This window comes from Pseudomonas putida (genome assembly GCF_009883635.2).
Taxonomy (GTDB): domain Bacteria; phylum Pseudomonadota; class Gammaproteobacteria; order Pseudomonadales; family Pseudomonadaceae; genus Aquipseudomonas; species Aquipseudomonas putida_W.
Map to the genome: position 1 here is coordinate 4,003,942 of NZ_CP026115.2, position 17,554 is coordinate 4,021,495.

11 protein-coding genes, 4 tRNA genes and 1 pseudogene are annotated in these 17,554 nt (G+C 64.6%); 8 read left to right on the forward strand and 8 right to left on the reverse strand.

Going from position 1 to position 17,554, the window contains the following annotated elements:
* Nucleotides 1-42 precede the first annotated feature (42 nt).
* Nucleotides 43-906 (reverse strand): methyl-accepting chemotaxis protein, encoded by an 864-nt coding sequence (locus C2H86_RS28740; protein ID WP_430738592.1) that lies wholly within the window; start codon nucleotides 904-906, stop codon nucleotides 43-45.
* A 39-nt stretch (nucleotides 907-945) separates the two neighbouring features.
* A pseudogene (locus tag C2H86_RS28745) lies at nucleotides 946-1,962 on the reverse strand (methyl-accepting chemotaxis protein); the annotation flags it as partial.
* Nucleotides 1,963-2,228: 266 nt separating this feature from the next.
* Between C2H86_RS28745 and C2H86_RS18290 the strand changes: the two are divergent.
* A complete protein-coding gene (locus C2H86_RS18290; RefSeq protein ID WP_159409236.1) occupies nucleotides 2,229-4,106 on the forward strand; it encodes a 1-acyl-sn-glycerol-3-phosphate acyltransferase in 1,878 nt (625 codons plus the stop codon).
* A 9-nt stretch (nucleotides 4,107-4,115) separates the two neighbouring features.
* On the opposite strand, the gene sugE is transcribed toward C2H86_RS18290, so the two are convergent.
* The 3 genes from sugE to rdgC form a co-directional block, all read right to left on the reverse strand.
* On the reverse strand, nucleotides 4,116-4,433 hold the full coding sequence (gene sugE, locus C2H86_RS18295; protein ID WP_103449539.1) for a quaternary ammonium compound efflux SMR transporter SugE: 318 nt from the start codon (nucleotides 4,431-4,433) through the stop codon (nucleotides 4,116-4,118).
* 95 nt (nucleotides 4,434-4,528) lie between these two features.
* A complete protein-coding gene (locus C2H86_RS18300; RefSeq protein ID WP_159409237.1) occupies nucleotides 4,529-5,494 on the reverse strand; it encodes a bile acid:sodium symporter family protein in 966 nt (321 codons plus the stop codon).
* Nucleotides 5,495-5,683: 189 nt separating this feature from the next.
* Complete coding sequence (gene rdgC, locus C2H86_RS18305; RefSeq protein ID WP_159409238.1) at nucleotides 5,684-6,604, reverse strand: recombination-associated protein RdgC; 921 nt, start codon at nucleotides 6,602-6,604, stop codon at nucleotides 5,684-5,686.
* Between the two features lie 216 nt (nucleotides 6,605-6,820).
* Here rdgC and C2H86_RS18310 point away from each other — a divergent pair.
* From C2H86_RS18310 to C2H86_RS18325, 4 genes are all read left to right on the forward strand, one after another.
* Nucleotides 6,821-6,896, forward strand: a tRNA-Val gene (locus tag C2H86_RS18310).
* A gap of 13 nt (nucleotides 6,897-6,909) precedes the next feature.
* Nucleotides 6,910-6,986: transfer RNA gene (locus tag C2H86_RS18315), tRNA-Asp, on the forward strand.
* Nucleotides 6,987-7,156: 170 nt separating this feature from the next.
* Nucleotides 7,157-7,232: transfer RNA gene (locus tag C2H86_RS18320), tRNA-Val, on the forward strand.
* Nucleotides 7,233-7,245: 13 nt separating this feature from the next.
* Nucleotides 7,246-7,322, forward strand: a tRNA-Asp gene (locus C2H86_RS18325).
* A 77-nt stretch (nucleotides 7,323-7,399) separates the two neighbouring features.
* Here the strand turns inward: C2H86_RS18325 and map are convergent.
* Nucleotides 7,400-8,176, reverse strand: a complete 777-nt coding sequence (gene map / locus C2H86_RS18330; protein ID WP_159409239.1) for a type I methionyl aminopeptidase — start codon at nucleotides 8,174-8,176, stop codon at nucleotides 7,400-7,402.
* Between the two features lie 341 nt (nucleotides 8,177-8,517).
* Here map and C2H86_RS18335 point away from each other — a divergent pair, with 341 nt between their 5' ends.
* The 3 genes from C2H86_RS18335 to nirD all read left to right on the forward strand — a co-directional run bounded on the left by C2H86_RS18335 (nucleotide 8,518) and on the right by nirD (nucleotide 15,744).
* Nucleotides 8,518-12,528, forward strand: a complete 4,011-nt coding sequence (locus tag C2H86_RS18335; RefSeq protein ID WP_159409240.1) for a bifunctional nitrate reductase/sulfite reductase flavoprotein subunit alpha — start codon at nucleotides 8,518-8,520, stop codon at nucleotides 12,526-12,528.
* Between the two features lie 304 nt (nucleotides 12,529-12,832).
* Nucleotides 12,833-15,382 carry a nitrite reductase large subunit NirB gene (gene nirB, locus C2H86_RS18340; protein WP_159409241.1) on the forward strand — a complete coding sequence of 850 codons (2,550 nt, stop codon included), beginning with the start codon at nucleotides 12,833-12,835 and terminating at the stop codon, nucleotides 15,380-15,382.
* The gene (gene nirD / locus C2H86_RS18345; protein ID WP_159409242.1) at nucleotides 15,382-15,744 is read left to right on the forward strand and encodes a nitrite reductase small subunit NirD; all 363 of its coding nucleotides are present in this window, start codon (nucleotides 15,382-15,384) and stop codon (nucleotides 15,742-15,744) included. The genes nirB and nirD overlap by 1 nt, the downstream gene beginning before the upstream one ends.
* 62 nt (nucleotides 15,745-15,806) lie before the next feature.
* Here nirD and C2H86_RS18350 read toward each other — a convergent pair whose 3' ends face one another.
* Together C2H86_RS18350 and C2H86_RS18355 are read right to left on the reverse strand one after the other, a co-directional pair.
* Nucleotides 15,807-16,757: a 2-hydroxyacid dehydrogenase gene (locus C2H86_RS18350; protein WP_159409243.1), complete on the reverse strand. Its 951-nt coding sequence runs from the start codon at nucleotides 16,755-16,757 to the stop codon at nucleotides 15,807-15,809.
* A 24-nt stretch (nucleotides 16,758-16,781) separates the two neighbouring features.
* Nucleotides 16,782-17,540, reverse strand: coding sequence for an SDR family oxidoreductase (locus C2H86_RS18355; RefSeq protein ID WP_159409244.1), 759 nt, complete (start codon nucleotides 17,538-17,540; stop codon nucleotides 16,782-16,784).
* Between the last annotated feature and the right edge of the window lie 14 nt (nucleotides 17,541-17,554).

A 17,554-nucleotide genomic window follows, 5' to 3' on the forward strand; every position in this document is an offset into this window, starting at 1 on the left:
GTAGGAGCGGGTTTGCCCCGCGAAGAGGCCAGCACAGGAAGATCAGAACCGGAACCGGCTGATCATCTGCTGCAACTGCCCACCCAACCGCGCCAGCTCCACGCTGGACACCGAAGTCTGCTGACTGGCCTCGGCGGTCTGTTCGGAGATATCCCGCACCGTCACCACACTACGGCTGATCTCTTCAGCCACCGCGCTCTGCTGCTCCGAAGCCGCCGCAATCTGCTGGTTCATCAGCTGAATCCCCGATACACGCTGGGTAATCCCCTCCAGTGCCACACCAGCCTCACGCACCAGCGCCACGCTGCTTTCGGTCAGGCTCTGGCTCTGCTCCATCAGCTCGCTCACCGAACGGGTACCTTCCTCAAGGCTGCCAATCGCCGACTCGATCTCCAGTGTCGACGCCTGGGTACGCTGTGCCAGGCTGCGCACTTCATCGGCCACTACGGCAAAACCACGGCCCGCTTCACCGGCCCGCGCCGCTTCGATGGCGGCATTGAGCGCCAGCAGGTTGGTCTGTTCGGCCACTGCCTTGATCACGTCCATGACCTTGCCAATACGCTGGCTCTCGGTGCGCAGCGCCCCCATGGCTTGGCCAGTGGCCTCCACCTGGCTGGCCAGGCGACTGATCTGGGCCACGGCGCGGTTGACCACGCCATCGCCTTCACGGGCTTCTTCGTCGGTGGCGCTGGCGGCCGCAGAGGCTTCGCCGGCATTGCGTGCCACTTCGTGCACGGTGGCAGCCATTTCCTGCATGGCCGTGGCCACCTGGTCGGTTTCCACCTTCTGGTTGTTGGCGCCAGCGCTGGTCTGCTCGGTGATCGCCGAAAGCTCCTCGGTGGCGCTGGCAATCTGCGAAATGCCATCGCGCACCTGGGCGATCAGCTCGCGCAGGTTGCGGGTCATTCCCTGCAGGGCGTTCTGCAGCTGGCCGACTTCGTCGCGGCGGCGGCTGGTCGGTTGTTCGCTGAGGTCGCCGGCAGCCACCTGTTCCATGGCCTTGAGTGCCTGGCGCAGCGGCTGGCTGATCTGTCGGGCAATGACCACGGCAGCCAGGGCGCCGATCAGCAAGGCGAGCAGGGTGGTGGCGATCTGCAGGGTGCGGGCGAAGTGGCTGTCCTTGGCGACCAGCACAGCCTGGTCGTCCAACAGTTGGCCGATGACACCGTTGAGGGTCTCGATGTCGTTGGCCATGGCGGTGCGGTACCCCACCAGGTGGCTGACCTCGCCACGGAACGCCTCGACGGCCCTCGCGTAGGCCTGTACCTGCTGCTCCAGCTGCTTGAACTGCTGCGGGAAATTGCCGTTGAAGCGGGCGACCAGCCCGGGCAGGTCATTCACCGTGGTGGCGATCTGGGCGTTCATCAGCTTCTCGGTCTCGGCGTTGGTGTTACCGGTATAACCGCGAACGTGGTAGCGCAGCAGAATCAGGTTTTCGCGAATCTGGTTGATCGCCTCGATGCGCACGAACCGCTGCTCGGCATCGGGCAAGGCACGCACCTGATTGCGAATCTGCTCGATGCTGGCGAACGACTGGGTGGCCAGCGCACCCATTTCTTTCTGTGCGGCGCGCATCTTTTCATAGGAGCGGAAACTGGCGGCCTGGTTGTCGCTATAGCCTTGCAATGCCTGGTCGGCGGTATTGAGCAGCGCATGGGTCTGCGCCTTTATCATCACTTCGCGCAGCTTTTCCAGTGTCGGCTTGAAGGCCTCCAGCGCAGCTTGCAGCTGCTTGCTCTCGGCCGGGCCGCCGTTGGCCATGGCGTGACGCAAGCGCGCTTCGCGCAGGTCGCCGAGGGCGTCGTTGAGGCGCGAAACATCGCTGACCACCTCGCTGCGCCTCACCAGGTTGCCCAAGCCGTCCCAGCTGATCAGCGACTGCGCGAGGGTCAGGCACAGCACCAGGCCGAAACCGAGGAAGAGTTTGTGGGCGATCCTGAGGTCGCCAAACCAGGTAAACATTACTGCCGAGCTCCTTTTCTTGTGCGTTGGAGGAGACCTGAGGTCTGTTCCTTCTGTTAGATATAGTCATCTATATGAATTATCGGCGCGTGTGACAGAATCTGAACAGTGATTGGAGGGAAATTAATGTCACTGTGATATCAAGCTGTGAGCGGGTTCCCGTGTTGCTGGCTGTTTCTTGCCAGGCGCAGGCTTTCCCATGCAGATTTGTGGCTTGCAGCGCTCCACGTGCCTCCAATGACAAAAGACACTCAGGAACAAGGACGATGAGTCACCCCTCGCAATTCACCTTGCTCGGCAAGCGGCGTTTCCTGCCGTTCTTCGTCACCCAGTTGCTGGGTGCCTTCAACGACAACCTGTTCAAGCAGTCGCTGATCCTGGCGATCCTGTTCAAGCTCAGCCTGGGCGACGGCGACCGTTCGATCTGGGTCAACCTCTGCGCGCTGCTGTTCATCCTGCCGTTCTTCCTGTTCTCGGCGCTGGGCGGGCAGTTCGGCGAGAAGTTCGCCAAGGACGCGCTGATCCGCGCGATCAAGGTGGCCGAAATCGTCATCATGGCGGTCGGCGCCATCGGCTTCGTCACCAACCACCTCACGCTGATGCTGGTGGCGCTGTTCGGCATGGGCACCCACTCGGCGCTGTTCGGCCCGGTGAAGTACTCGATCCTGCCCCAGGCCCTGCGTGAAGAAGAGCTGGTGGGGGGGAACGGCCTGGTGGAGATGGGCACCTTCCTCGCCATCCTGGTCGGCACCATCGGCGCCGGGGTGATGATGGCCACCGACAGCTACGCCACGGTGGTGGCCGGGGGCGTGGTCGGCACCGCCGTGCTGGGTTACCTGGCCAGCCGCTGGATTCCACGTGCCGCGGCCGCGTCGCCGCAGATGGCACTGGACTGGAACATCTTCAAGCAGTCGTGGGTGATCCTGCGCATGGGCCTGGGGCAGACCCCGGCGGTGTCGCGCTCGATTGTCGGCAACTCGTGGTTCTGGTTCGTCGGCGCCATCTACCTGACCCAGATCCCGACCTACGCCCAGGAGTGGCTGCACGGCGACGAGACTGTAGTGACCCTGGTGCTGACCCTGTTCTCGGTGGGCATCGCCCTCGGTTCGCTGCTGTGCGAACGCCTAAGCGGGCGCAAAGTGGAAATCGGCCTGGTGCCGTTCGGCTCGTTCGGCCTGACCCTGTTCGGCCTGCTCTGGTGGTGGCACTCGGGTGACGTGCCGGCTGGTGCCCAGCCGCACGACTGGCTGGCGCTGCTGGGCATGCACCAGGCTTGGTGGATCCTGGTGTCGATCGTCGGCCTTGGCGTGTTTGGCGGTTTCTACATCGTGCCGCTGTACGCCCTGATCCAGGCACGCACCGCCGAGGATCAGCGGGCCCGGGTCATCGCCTCCAACAACATCCTCAACGCCCTGTTCATGGTGGTCTCGGCGATCTTCACCATCGTCCTGCTGAGCGTGCTCAAGCTGAGCATTCCGCAGCTGTTCCTGGTGGTGTCGCTGCTGAACGTGCTGGTCAATGCCTACATCTTCAGGATCGTGCCCGAGTTCACCATGCGCTTCCTGATCTGGCTGCTCAGCCACTCGATGTACCGCGTGCAGCACCGCGACCTCGAACGCATCCCTGACGAAGGCGCGGCGCTGCTGGTGTGCAACCACGTGTCCTTCGTCGATGCGTTGCTGCTGGGCGGGGCGATCCGCCGGCCGATCCGCTTTGTCATGTACTACAAGATCTACAACCTGCCGGTGCTCAACTTCGTGTTCCGCACGGCGGGCGCCATTCCGATTGCCGGGCGCAACGAGGATCAGGCCACCTACGAGCGAGCCTTTGCCCGTATTGCTGAATACCTGGCAGACGGTGAGCTGGTGTGCATTTTCCCTGAAGGCAAATTGACCGGTGATGGCGAGATCGATGTATTCAAGGGCGGCGTCAGCCGCATCCTCGAAGAAACCCCGGTGCCGGTGATTCCGCTGGCGCTGCAGGGCCTGTGGGGGAGCTTCTTCAGTCGCGACCCGGCCAAGGGCTTCTTCAAGCGCCTGTGGTCGCGGGTGACCATCGTGGCAGGCGCCGCCATCCCGGTGGAGGCGGCGCAGCCAGAAACCTTGCGTGAGCAGGTCAGCCGCTTGCGCGGCGGCCTGCGTTAAGGAAGGGGATCAGCTGGCGCTGACTTTCAGGCCGATCAGGCCGGTGACGATCAGCGCCACGCTGGCCAGCCGCACCAGGGCCATCGACTCGCCGAACAGGATGATGCCGGCGATCACCGTGCCGACGGCGCCGACGCCGGTCCAGATGGCATAGGCGGTACCCAGCGGCAGTTCCTTCATGGCCAGGCCCAGCAGGCCCAGGCTGATGGCCATGGCGGCGACGGTGAGTACGGTAGGCAGGGGTTTGCTGAAGCCGTCGGTGTATTTCAGGCCGACGGCCCAGCCGACCTCGAACAGGCCGGCGAAGAACAGGATGATCCAGGACATGATGCGTCTCCATCGTTGTGAATGATGGGGCCGTCCCCAGGATGGTCACGCAGTGCGTCGTGAGGTCGTCCTCACAGTGGCCATCAGGGTACACATCAATGCCTGGCCGGCTCAACCTCTGCAGCCTCGGTCGAAGGCTCTTCCATGCGCCGGAAGCAGGTCGACAGCAGCGCTCCGGAGATGTTGTGCCAGACGCTGAACAGCGCACTCGGCACCGCTGCCAGCGGCGAGAAATGTGCTGCCGCCAGCGCCGCGCCCAGCCCCGAGTTCTGCATGCCCACCTCCAGCGCCAGCGACTTGCGCTGGGCCAGCGGCAGGTTGCAGAGCCGGCCGGTGAGGTAACCCAGCAGATAGCCGAAGGTGTTGTGCAGCACCACCACCGCCATGATCAGCAAACCGGATTCGGCGATCTTGGCCTGGCTGGCCGCCACCACCGCACAGACGATCATCACGATGCTCACCACCGACACCAGGGGCAGTACCTGCACCGCCATCTGCACCCGCGCACCCAGCAAGCGCTGCGCCAGCACGCCGAGGACGATCGGCAGCATCACCAGCTGCAGGATCGACCAGAACATGTCCATGAAGGACACCGGCAACCAGGCAGAGGCCAGGAACCAGATCAGTGCCGGGGTCAGCAGCGGGGCGAGGAGTGTGGTCACCGCGGCGATCGCCACCGCCAGCGCCAGGTCGCCCTTGGACAGCCAGACCATCACGTTCGACGCCGTGCCGCTCGGGCAGCAGCCAACCAGGATCACGCCCACGGCGATTTCCGCCGGCAGGTGGAACAGCTGGCACAACAGCCAGGCCATGCCCGGCATGATCACGAAGTGTGCGACCACTCCCAGGGCCACACGCCAGGGCTGGCGGGCGAGGGCGGCGAAGTCGTCGAGTTTGAGGGTCAGGCCCATGCCGAACATCACCAGGCCCAGCAATGGCACGATGGCGACCTTGAGGGCGATGAACCACTGGGGCATCAGGAAGGCCAGCACGGCGAACACCAGCACCCACAGGGCGAAGGTGTTGCCGACGAAGCGGCTGAGGGCGGCGAGGGCGCGCATGGGGCAATTCCTTTTCTATTTATAGCTTTTTGTGATTTTCACTGGCCCTTTCGCGGGACAAGCCCGCTCCTGCAGGTACTGCACTGCCCTTGAGAGCGGTGAGATCCCTGTAGGAGCGGGCTTGTCCCGCGAAAGGGCCTGAACTGGCGACAACCGAATGTCAGGCCAGCACCGGCATTTCAAACCGAATCAGACCCCTTGCGGAATCTCTTCGCCACCGAGCACTTCGAACAGCGCCGGCAGGAACTCGGCAAAGGTCATCATCATCAGCTGGAAGCTGGCATCGAACTGTTGCGCAGCCTCCTCGCCACCGTCCTGTTCGGCCTGCTCCTGCAGCAGCTCCTCGAACTTCAGGCGCTTGATCACCATCTTGTCGTCGAGCACGAACGACAGCTTGTCCTGCCAGGCCAGGGCCAGCTGGGTGACCAACTTGCCGGTGCTCAGGTGCAACTGGATTTCCTCGCTGGTCAGGTCCTGGCGCTTGCAGCGCACGATGCCGCCGTCTTCGGCAGTGTCACGCAGCTCGCATTCGTCCAGCACGTAGAAACCTTCGGCGGCCTGTTGCGACTTGACCCAGTCGGTCATGGTCGCGGTCGGTGCGATCTTCACAGTGACCGGGCGCACTGGCAGCGAGCCCATCACTTCGCGCAGGGTCGACAGCAAGTCTTCGGCGCGCTTGGCGCTGGCCGAGTTGACCAGGATCATGCCCAGGCGCGGGGCGATGGCGGCGAAGATCATCGAGCGGCGGATGAACGCGCGCGGCAGGAAGGCCTGAATGATCTCGTCCTTGATCTGGTCGCGCTCTTTTTTATAGACCTTGCGCATCTGCTCGGTCTCGATCTCTTCGACCTTTTCCTTCACCGCATCGTTGACCACGCTGCTCGGCAGGATGCGTTCTTCCTTGCGCGCGGCAACCAGCAGGAACTCGCCACTGACGTGCACCAGAGGAGCGTCTTCGCCCTTGCCGAACGGCGCGATGAAACCGTAGGTGGTCAGCTCCTGGCTGGCGCAGGGGCGGGCTGGCTTGGTGGCCAGCGCGGCTTCCAGCGCTTCAGGCTCGAACGGTACTTCCTGGGTCAGGCGGTAGGACAGCAGGTTCTTGAACCACATGGGGGGCAATCTCTCCTTAATGCATAAGGCGGGCATTATTCTCCGAGCAGTGCTCCGAGGCCAACCCTGTCAGAGGGCCAGCAGGGCCATATAAGGGAAGAAAAGCCCCGGCTGCGCTAGGTCTTTGAAAGGCTTGGAATTTTTTTTGAGAAAAATTAAAAAAGTGCTTGCCAGGGTGGCAGGCCGTCCGTAGAATGCGCGCCACACCGAGACGAAGGGTGATTAGCTCAGCCGGGAGAGCATCTGCCTTACAAGCAGAGGGTCGGCGGTTCGATCCCGTCATCACCCACCACTCGATGTATAGCGCAGCGGTAGTTCAGTCGGTTAGAATACCGGCCTGTCACGCCGGGGGTCGCGGGTTCGAGTCCCGTCCGCTGCGCCATATTCCACTTCCAGGGCCCACTGAACACCCGGAAGTAACAAAGAAAGCGACCTTAGGGTCGCTTTTTTTGTGCCTGAAATTTGCGGCTGATATTTTTTGCGAAAAAGTTGCATCAATGGCTTGCCAGGCTGCTGGTTCGTCCGTAGAATGCGCGCCTCACCGAGACGAATGGGTGATTAGCTCAGCCGGGAGAGCATCTGCCTTACAAGCAGAGGGTCGGCGGTTCGATCCCGTCATCACCCACCACTCGTTGAATAGCGCAGCGGTAGTTCAGTCGGTTAGAATACCGGCCTGTCACGCCGGGGGTCGCGGGTTCGAGTCCCGTCCGCTGCGCCATATTCCGCTTCCAGGGCCCACTGAACACCCGGAAGTAACATAGAAAGCGACCTTAAGGTCGCTTTTTTTGTTTGTGCTCACTGGCTGCGCTCTTCTTCCCGCAACGTCAGCACCTCGACCCCCTCTTCAGTCACCGCCACCGTATGCTCCCACTGTGCCGACAGGCAGTGGTCCCGGGTAATCACCGTCCAGCCATCCTTCAGTGTCCGCGTCCCGCGCCCGCCCTGGTTGATCATCGGTTCGATGGTGAACACCATTCCCGGCTGCAACTTCATGCCCATGCCGCGCGCGCCAAAGTGCAACACCTCCGGCCCTTCGTGCATCTGCTGGCCGATGCCATGGCCGCAGTATTCGCGTACCACGCTGTAGCCAGCCGTTTCGGCATGGGCCTGGATGGCATGGCCGATATCACCCAGCGTCGCCCCGGGACGTACCTGTTCGATGCCTTTCCACAGCGCGTCGTAGGTGGTGTCGACCAACCGCCGGGCGTCTTCACTGATCGGCCCGATGCTGTACATCTTCGACGAATCGGCAATATAGCCGCCCTGTTCGAGGGTGATGTCGACGTTGATGATCGAGCCTTCCTTCAGCACTTCATCGACCTTGGGGATGCCGTGGCAGACCACATGATCCACCGAGGTATTGAGCGAGTAGGGGAAGCCGTACTGGCCCTTGCTCGCCGGGCGGGCCTTGAGGGTATCGACGATGAAGGCCTCGGCGCGGTCGTTGATCTGCATCGTGGTGATGCCGGGGCGGATAAAGCTGTCGAGTTCGGCGAACACCTGGGCCAACAGCCGGCCGGCGTTGCGCATCAGTTCGAGTTGGGCGGGGGTCTTGAGGATCACCTTGGACATGGAATGCAGGCTGTAGCTCTTGCTGGAAATTGCCCCAGCATAGCGCCATGGGTCACTCGCTTGCTACCGCGTGGTGCGCTGCCTGTGCCGGCCTCTTCGCGGGGCAAGCCCGCTCCCACAGGAATCGAGAGGCTCCGAGCGCACGGATATCCTGTGGGAGCGGGCTTGCCCCGCGAAAGGGCCGGCACAGCTGGCCCACTAATTGCTGACTGAACGCTATCCAGGGCTATCAACGTCGACAGCCCAAACAAACCCACGACAAAGGCGCCGTGTTGCCCCGCTTGCCATGCAAGCCCGGGCAGCCGGCGCCTTTTTGCGTTCCTGAAAAGGGGAGACCGCCCATGACCACCCACGAAGTACGCAGTGTCTGCCCCTACTGTGGCGTCGGTTGCGGCATCGTCATGAGCATCAAGGACGGCAAGGTCAGCAAGATCAGCGGTGACAAGCAGCACCCGAGCAACTTCGGCCGCCTGTGCACCAAGGGCCTCACCGCGCACCTGCCACTGACCGCCGCCGGGCGCATGGAAGACGCCTACGTGCGCCAGCAACGCAGCCAGCAGCCGGCGCGCAGCAGCCTGGACCTGGCTATTGCCCAGGCTGGCGAGCGCCTGCGCGGCATCATCGACCAGCACGGCGCGGACGCCGTGGCGCTGTATGTGTCCGGGCAGATGTCGCTGGAAGCCCAGTACCTGGCCAACAAGTTGGCCAAGGGCTTTATCCGCACCCGGCATATCGAGTCCAACTCGCGGTTGTGCATGGCCAGTGCCGGCAGTGGCTACAAGCTGTCGCTCGGCGCCGACGGCCCGCCCGGCAGCTACCAGGATTTCGAACGTGCCGAGGTGTTCCTGGTGATCGGCGCGAACATGGCCGACTGCCACCCGATCCTGTTCCTGCGCCTGCTCGACCGGGTCAAGGCCGGCGCCAGGCTGATCGTCGTCGACCCTCGGCGCACCGCCACGGCCGACAAGGCCGACCTGTTCCTGCAAGTACGCCCCGGCACTGACATGGCCCTGCTCAACGGCCTGCTGCACCTGCTGCACCACAACGGCCACACCGATCCTGACTTCATCGCCCGCCACACCGAAGGCTGGGATGAGCTTCCTGCTTTCCTCGATGACTACACCCCGGAGCGCGTGGCCGCCATTACCGGCCTGCGTGAAGCCGACATCCGCCAGGCAGCAGAATGGATCGGCACTGCCGGGGAGTGGATGAGCTGCTGGACCATGGGCCTCAACCAGAGTGTCCACGGCACCTGGCACAGCAACGCCCTGTGCAACCTGCACCTGGCCACCGGCGCTATCTGCCGCCCCGGCAGCGGGCCGTTTTCACTGACCGGCCAGCCCAACGCCATGGGCGGCCGCGAGATGGGCTACATGGGCCCCGGCTTGCCGGGCCAGCGTTCGGCGCTGGTGGCGGCGGATCGCGCCTTCGTCGAGGAACAATGGCGCCTGCAACCGGGCAGCCTGCGCAGCGAAGGCGGTGAGGGCACGATTGCATTGTTCGAGCAGATGAAGGCGGGCGAGGTGAAAGCCTGCTGGGTGATCTGCAGCAATCCGGTGGCCAGCGTCGCCAACCGCCAACAAGTGATCGACGGCCTGCGCCAGGCCGAGCTGGTAATCACCCAGGACGCCTTTCTCGACACCGAGACCAACCGCTACGCCGATATCCTCTTGCCCGCCGCGCTGTGGGCCGAAGGCGAGGGCGTGATGATCAACAGCGAACGCAACCTGACATTGATGCCACCTGCGGTCCAGGCCCCGGGCCAGAGCCTGGCGGACTGGCAGATCATCGCCCGGGTCGCCTGCGCCATGGGCTACGCCGAGGCCTTCGATTACCCCGACGCCGAGGCGGTGTACGACGAGATCCGGCGCTTCTGGAACCCGGCAACCGGCTACGACCTGCGCGGCATCGGTTATGAACAATTGCGCCACGGCCCACGGCAATGGCCCTGCGCGCCGGGTCGCGAAGATGACCGCAGCCCACTGCGTTACCTCAACGACGGCAGCAGCCAGCCCCTGTTGCGCGATGCCGAGGGTAATGCGCCTGCCCTGGCATTCCCCACCACCAGCGGCAAGGCGCGCTTCTTCGCCCGGCCCTGGCTGCCGGCGCCCGAGCTGCCAGACGCCGACTACCCGCTGGTGCTCAACACCGGCCGCGTGCAGCACCATTGGCACACCCTGACCAAGACCGGCAAGGTGCCGGCGCTGAACAAGCTGGAGCCCGGGCCTTTCGTTGAAATCCACCCTGATGACGCTGCCCGCCTGGGCATCGCCGACAAGGATCAGGTCGCCATCCGCTCACGTCGCGGCCAAGCCGTGTTGCCGGCGCGCATCAGCGACCGGGTCATGCCCGGCAACTGCTTTGCGCCGTTCCACTGGAATGACCTGATCGGCGAGCAACTGGCGATCAATGCCGTCACCTGCGATGCAGTCGACCCGCTGTCGCTGCAGCCGGCGTTCAAACATTGCGCTGTGGCCCTGGAGCGGGTTGCTGGCGAGCGCATCGATGCCCTTGAACTGAACACTGCCATCCCGGAGCCTGCCCGCATGCCGACCGCGACCCTGTCCCGCCTGCTTGGCCTGGACACCCTGCCAGCCCCGGTGCTGGCCGATGACGAGCGTCATTACCTGCAGGGCTTCCTGCTCGGCCTCGACCAGGCGTGTGGCGAGGGCGTGCCCAGCCTGCCGGCCAACGCGCCGTTGGCTGCTGCGCGGCGGCTGTTCGTCGATGGTTTGCTGGCGGGGTTGTTTGCGCAGCCAGCCACCACGTCGACCATCGCCGCGCCGCGTCACCAGGTGCTCTGGGCTTCGCAGACGGGCAACGGCGAGGCGCTGGCCGAGCGTTGTGCCGAGCGCTTGCGCGGCGCGGGGCTGGAGGTTCAGCTCAGTTGCATGGAGGCGGTCAGCCCCAGCCAGTTGCAAGGCGCCGCCAGTGTGGTGCTGATCACCAGCACCTTCGGCGACGGTGATGCGCCCGACAGCGCCACGGCATTCTGGCAGGCGCTGCAGAGCGAGCAGGGCGCCTGCTGCGCAGAGTTGCCTTACGCGGTGCTGGCCCTGGGCGACTCCAGCTACGACCAGTTTTGTGGCTTTGGCCGCAAGCTCGACCAGCGCCTGGCCGAGCTGGGCGGGCGCCGTTTGCTGCAGCGGGTCGATTGCGAACCGGATTTCGATGAGGCCTTCGCCAGTTGGCTTGAAGCCCTGCTGCCGGAACTCGGCAGCGCAGGGTCGCCAGCACCGGTCTGTGAACCGGCGCCAGTCGTGAGCTACGGCAAGCAGCAACCGTTTTCGGCCCCGCTGCTGGAAAATCACCTGCTCAACGGCCCGGGTGCGAGCAAGGAGACGCGCCAGCTGGTGTTCGACCTGTCCGGCAGCGGCTTCAGCTATGCCGCCGGTGATGCCTTGGGCGTATGGCCGCGCAACTGCCCTGCACTGGTCGAGGAACTGCTGGCGCTGATGCACCTCGATGGCCAGGCGTTGGTGGAGTTGAAGGGGCAGCCGGTGATGCCACTGGCCGAGGCCCTGGAAAACCATCTGGAAATCGCCAAGGTCACCCCGCAGCAACTGCAGGTATTCAGCCCACAAGCCGCCGACCTGCAGCGCCTGCTGCAACCCGAGTGCAAGGCCGAACTGCAGGACTGGCTGTGGGGCCGGCAGTTGGTCGACGTGCTGCGGGCGTTCCCTCAGCAATTGCCGCTGGCCACCTGGCTCGAACTGCTCAAGCCGCTGCAGCCGCGCCTGTATTCGATCAGCTCAAGCCCATTGGCGCATCCGGACCAGGTACACCTGACCGTTTCCACGGTGCGCTATGGCGAGCGCAAGGGCGTGTGCTCCACCTTCCTCGCCGATCGGGCGCAGTCACTGAAGGTGGCGATCTTCCCGCAGGTATCGAAGCACTTCCGTCTGCCCGAGGATAACGACGTGCCGGTGATCATGGTCGGGCCCGGCACTGGCATCGCGCCGTTCCGTGCCTTCCTCGAAGAACGCGAGGCGCAGGGTGCCAAAGGGGGTAACTGGCTGTTCTTCGGCGAACAGTATGCGGCCACGGATTTCTACTATCAGGAACAGCTTCAGGCCTGGCAGGCGAGCGGGCATCTGCGCCTGGACACGGCGTTCTCGCGGGACCAGGCCGAGAAGGTCTATGTACAGCAGCGCATGCTCGAACAGGGCGCGCAGCTGTGGCAGTGGCTGGAGGCGGGGGCGTACTTCTATGTGTGTGGTGATGCGCAGCGCATGGCCAAGGATGTGGATGCGGCGTTGCGTGAGGTCATCGCCGTGCACGGGGGCGTGGATGCCGATACCTATGTCGAAGCGTTGAGCAAGGCCAAGCGGTACCGGCGTGATGTGTATTGAAGCGCCCCAGGATGGTGAGCGCTGCACTTGGAAAGTGCATCGGCTCTACCGGCCTCTTCGCGGGGCAAGCCCGCTCCCACAGGTTTGATATGTCGCAAATGTACTGAAAACCCTGTGGGAGCGGGCTTGCCCGCGAAGAGGCCAGTACAGGCAAACCAATTGGCACAGTCCCTGCTTTATCCCCTGATACAACAAAGCCCATTGATCAACGGCGATCAACCCGGGCCACCCACCGTGATGAACACAGGCAAAGGCGCCTGGAGCTTCGGCTCCAGGCGCTTTTTTTTTGATCGAGGATCGGCTTATGAAGGCAACAGCGAGCGGGCAACGGGAGCGACTGGTCATCGTCGGCAATGGCATGGTCGGCCACCACTGCGTGGAGCAACTGGTCGAACGCGGCGCCCTCGAGCGCTTCGAGCTGCACGTGTTCGGTGAAGAGCGCCAGCGGGCCTACGACCGCGTGCACCTGTCGGAGTATTTTGCCGGCAGCTGTGCCGAGACCCTGGCCCTGTGTGGGCAGGACTACTACGGCAACAGCGGCGTGCACCTGCACCTGGGCGAAGCGGTGCTGGAAATCGACCGCGAGCGCTGCGAGGTGGTGACTGCCGAGGGCCGTTACGGCTATGACCAGTTGGTCCTGGCCACCGGTTCCTACCCGTTCGTGCCACCGATCGAAGGCTCCAGCGGCAACGCCCGCCTGGTCTACCGCACCCTCGACGACCTCGATGCCATTCGCGCCGCCGCCGGCCAGGCGCGCCGTGGCGTGGTGGTCGGTGGCGGCCTGCTCGGTCTGGAAGCCGCCAACGCGCTGAAGTCCCTCGGCCTGGAAGCACACGTGGTGGAGTTTGCCCCACGGCTGATGCCGGTGCAGCTGGACGGCGAGGGCGGCGCCGCGCTCAAGGCGCAGATCGAAGCGCTGGGCGTTGGCGTGCACCTGTCGCGTGCCACCCAGTCGATCAGCGCCGGTGTTGCCTACCGCTACCGCATGAATTTCGACGGCGGCGAGCACCTGGAAACCGACCTGATCGTGTTTTCTGCCGGCATCCGCCCACAGGATACCCTGGGCCGAGCCTGCGGCCTGGAGATCGCTGCGCGTGGTGGCGTGGTGATCGACAACCACTGCCGCAGCAGCGACCCGCGCATCTTCGCCATCGGCGAATGTGCCTCGTGGAACGGCAGCGTGTTCGGCCTGGTCGCTCCGGGCTACAGCATGGCGCGCAACCTGGCTGCGCTGCTGACGGGCGAAGCCGCCAGCGCCTTCACCGGTGCCGACATGTCGACCAAGCTCAAGCTGCTGGGCGTGGATGTCGGCTCCATTGGCGATGCCCACGGGGCCACGCCGGGTTCGCGCAGCTACCGCTTCATCGACGAGGCCAACAGTGCCTACCGCCGACTGGTGGTGGATGCCAGTGGCAAGCACGTGCTCGGCGCGGTGCTGGTGGGCGACAACAGCTACTACGACACCCTGCTGCAGTACGCCCAGAACGGCATTGCCTTGCCGGCCGACCCGGCAGCGCTGATCCTGCCGCAGAGTGGCGGAGCGCCGGCCTTGGGCGCCGATGCATTGCCCGACAGCGCGACCATCTGCTCGTGCCACAACGTCAGCAAGGGCGCAGTGTGCGCGGCCATCGACAGTGGCTGCGGCGACCTCGCCGCAGTCAAGGGCTGCACCAAGGCCGCCACCGGCTGTGGCGGTTGCGCGGCGCTGCTCAAGCAGGTGTTCGAGCACGAACTCACCGCTCGCGGCGTGACCGTCGACAAGAGCCTGTGCGAACACTTCGCCTACACCCGTCAGGAGCTCTACGGGCTGGTGCGAGTGGAGGGCATCCGCACCTTCAACGAACTGCTCGAACGCCACGGCAAGGGCCATGTCGGCTGCGACATCTGCAAGCCGGCGGTGGGCTCGATCCTCGCCTCGTGCTGGAACCAGCCGATCATGGACCCGGCGCTGGTTCCGCTGCAGGACACCAACGACACCTTCATGGCCAACATGCAGAAGAACGGTACCTACTCGGTGGTGCCGCGTATCCCGGGTGGCGAGATCACCCCTGACAAGCTGATCGTGATCGGCCAGGTGGCGAAAAAGTATGACCTCTACACCAAGATCACCGGCGGCCAGCGCATCGACCTGTTCGGCGCCCAGTTGCACGAGCTGCCGCTGATCTGGGGCGAGCTGATCGAGGCCGGCTTCGAGACCGGCCACGCCTATGGCAAGTCGACCCGCACGGTGAAATCGTGCGTGGGCAGCACCTGGTGCCGTTACGGCGTGCAGGACAGCGTCGCCATGGCCCTGCGCCTGGAAGACCGCTACAAGGGCCTGCGCAGCCCGCACAAGCTCAAGTTCGCGGTATCCGGCTGCACCCGCGAGTGCGCCGAGGCGCAGAGCAAGGACATCGGCGTGATCGCCACCGACAAGGGCTGGAACCTGTACGTCTGCGGCAATGGCGGCATGCGCCCGCGCCACGCCGAACTGTTCGCCACCGACCTGGACGACGAAACCCTGGTGCGCCTGATCGACCGCGTACTGATGTTCTACATCCGCACGGCCGACAAACTGCAACGCACCTCGGTCTGGCGCGAAAGCCTGGAAGGCGGCCTGGACTACCTCAAGCAGGTGATCCTCGACGACAGCCTGGGCCTGGCGGCGGAGCTTGAGGCGCAGATGCAGCATGTGGTCGACCAGTATGAATGCGAATGGGCCAACGCCCTCAACGACCCCGAGAAGCTCAAGCGCTTCCGTACCTTCGTCAACGACAAGCGCGCCGACCCGGACGTGCACTTCGTGCGCGAACGCGAACAACGCCGGCCGGCTGCACCGCTGCACCTGATCCCAACCGTCGAGGAGGCTGTCTGATGAATCTTTCCAATGCTGCTATGAAGACCAAAGAGAACTGGCAGGCGGTGTGCCAGGCCGATGATCTGGTGGCCGACTCTGGCGTGGTGGTGTGGCTTGAGGGGGCACAGGTGGCGTTGTTCTACCTGCCCGAACTGGAGCAGAGCCTTTACGCGGTGGACAACCGTGATCCGCGGTCGGGGGCCAATATCATCGGCCGCGGGCTTGTGGGTAGTCTGCAGGGGGAGTTGGTGGTGGCGGCGCCGTTGTACAAGCAGCACTTCAGCCTGCAGAGCGGGGCGTGCCTGGAGGATGCCGGGCAGCGGCTGCGGGTGTGGCCGGTGCGCCTGAATGGCGGGGCGGTGGAACTGGCGCTGGCCTGACATTCTTGCATCGTTACCGGCCCTTTCGCGGGCGTGCCCGCGAAGAGGCCGGTACAGGCCACTTAAATGACCAACCCCTGCGGCTTACGCCCAGCAAACACATCCACCAGGCTGGCCACCACCATCTCACCCATGCGCGTGCGGGTCTGCACCGTGGCGCTGGCCCGATGCGGCTGCAGCACCACATCTTCACGCTCGAACAAGGCCTCGGGCGCCCGTGGCTCATCGGCAAACACATCCAGCGCCGCGCCCGCAATCTCGCCGGCCGCCAGCGCCGCAATCAACGCCGGCTCATCCACCAGTTTGCCGCGCGCGATGTTGATCAGATACCCCTCGGCGCCCAAAGCTTGCAGCACCTCGCGGTTGACCAGCGCCTCGCCCTTGTCGGCCGCCGCCGCCAGGATCAGCGCATCGCTGTCCTTGGCCAGTTGCACAAGATCTGCCTCGAAACCATACGGCACCTCCAGCGCCTGCAGGTCGGTGTAGTGAATCGGGCAACCGAACGCCGCTGCCCGTTGCGCCACGGCGCGGCCGACCCGGCCCATGCCGACGATGCCCACGCGCATGCCCGACACTTGGCGGGCCAGCGGCAACGGCGCCAGCGGCGTGGCGCTGGTGGCCCAGTGGCCGGCACGGACGAAACGGTCACCGGTGCAGATCCCGCGGCACAAGCCGATCAGCAGGCCCATGGCGAGGTCGGCGACATCCTCGGTCAGGGCGCCGATGGTCGCGGTCACTTGAATGCCGCGATCGCGGGCATAGGCCAGGTCCACTGCATCGGTACCAACGCCATTGACCGCGATCACTTCGAGGTTGGGCAGGCGCGCCATCAGCGCCTGGCAGATGCCGGTGTGGCCACCGGTGATCACGCCGCGGATGTTGTCGGCATGCTGGCTGACATAGGCGTCCTTGTCGGCCTGTTCGTAGTAGCGGTGCACGGTGAACAGCTGTTCCAGGCGCTCACGGATTTGCGGGATGAGGATCGGGCTCAGTTGCAGGACTTCAGGTTTCATCGGTCACTCCATCAGGAACAGGTGTCAGCCACGGCCTACGAAGGGCATGTTGCTGGCCATCACGGTCATGTTCAGTACGTTGGCATCCAGCGGCAGCGCGGCGATGTAGCGCACCGCGTCGGCCACATGGCGCACGTCGAGCATCGGTTCGGCGGCGATCTCGCCATTGGCCTGGCGCACACCACGGGTCATGCGCTCGGACAACTCGGTCAGGGCGTTGCCGATGTCCACCTGGCTGCAGACGATGTTGTAGGGGCGGCCGTCCAGTGCCAGCGCCTTGGTCAGGCCCAGCACCGCGTGCTTGCTGGCGGTGTAGGGTGCGGTGAACGGGCGCGGGGTGTGCGCCGAGATCGAGCCGTTGTTGATGATCCGCCCGCCTTGCGGCTGCTGACGGCGCATCAGGCCGAAGGCGGCGCGGGCGCAGAGGAACACCCCGTCGACGTTGGTGGCGATGACGTTGCGCCAGTTCTCCAGCGGCAGCTCGTCGACCGGTACGGCGGGGGCGTTGATGCCGGCATTGTTGAAGATCACATCGAGGCGGCCATGCACCTCCTCGATGGTGGCGAACAGCTGTGCGACGCTCTGCTCATCGCGCACGTCGGTAGGCACGGCCAAGGCTTCACCGCCCGCGGCCAGCGCTTGTTCAACCACCGCTTGCAGCGGTTCTGCACGGCGCCCGGCGAGGACCAGGCTGAAACCGTCCTGCAGCAGGGCAAGGGCGACGGCGCGGCCGATGCCGCTGCCGGCGCCGGTGACCAGGGCAACTTTCTTGTTTTGGCTCATAGGGGCTCCAGTAG

Excerpts from the sequence above, each read along its gene's own strand:
- C2H86_RS18335 (WP_159409240.1), top strand. The coding sequence starts at position 8,518 with ATGACCACCCACGAAGTACGCAGTGTCTGCCCCTACTGTGGCGTCGGT.
- C2H86_RS28740 (WP_430738592.1), bottom strand. The coding sequence starts at position 906 with ATGACCCGCAACCTGCGCGAGCTGATCGCCCAGGTGCGCGATGGCATT.
- C2H86_RS18355 (WP_159409244.1), bottom strand. The coding sequence starts at position 17,540 with ATGAGCCAAAACAAGAAAGTTGCCCTGGTCACCGGCGCCGGCAGCGGC.
- nirD (WP_159409242.1), top strand. The coding sequence starts at position 15,382 with ATGAATCTTTCCAATGCTGCTATGAAGACCAAAGAGAACTGGCAGGCG.
- sugE (WP_103449539.1), bottom strand. The coding sequence starts at position 4,433 with ATGTCCTGGATCATCCTGTTCTTCGCCGGCCTGTTCGAGGTCGGCTGG.
- C2H86_RS18290 (WP_159409236.1), top strand. The coding sequence starts at position 2,229 with ATGAGTCACCCCTCGCAATTCACCTTGCTCGGCAAGCGGCGTTTCCTG.
- nirB (WP_159409241.1), top strand. The coding sequence starts at position 12,833 with ATGAAGGCAACAGCGAGCGGGCAACGGGAGCGACTGGTCATCGTCGGC.
- C2H86_RS18350 (WP_159409243.1), bottom strand. The coding sequence starts at position 16,757 with ATGAAACCTGAAGTCCTGCAACTGAGCCCGATCCTCATCCCGCAAATC.
- C2H86_RS18300 (WP_159409237.1), bottom strand. The coding sequence starts at position 5,494 with ATGCGCGCCCTCGCCGCCCTCAGCCGCTTCGTCGGCAACACCTTCGCC.
- rdgC (WP_159409238.1), bottom strand. The coding sequence starts at position 6,604 with ATGTGGTTCAAGAACCTGCTGTCCTACCGCCTGACCCAGGAAGTACCG.
- map (WP_159409239.1), bottom strand. The coding sequence starts at position 8,176 with ATGTCCAAGGTGATCCTCAAGACCCCCGCCCAACTCGAACTGATGCGC.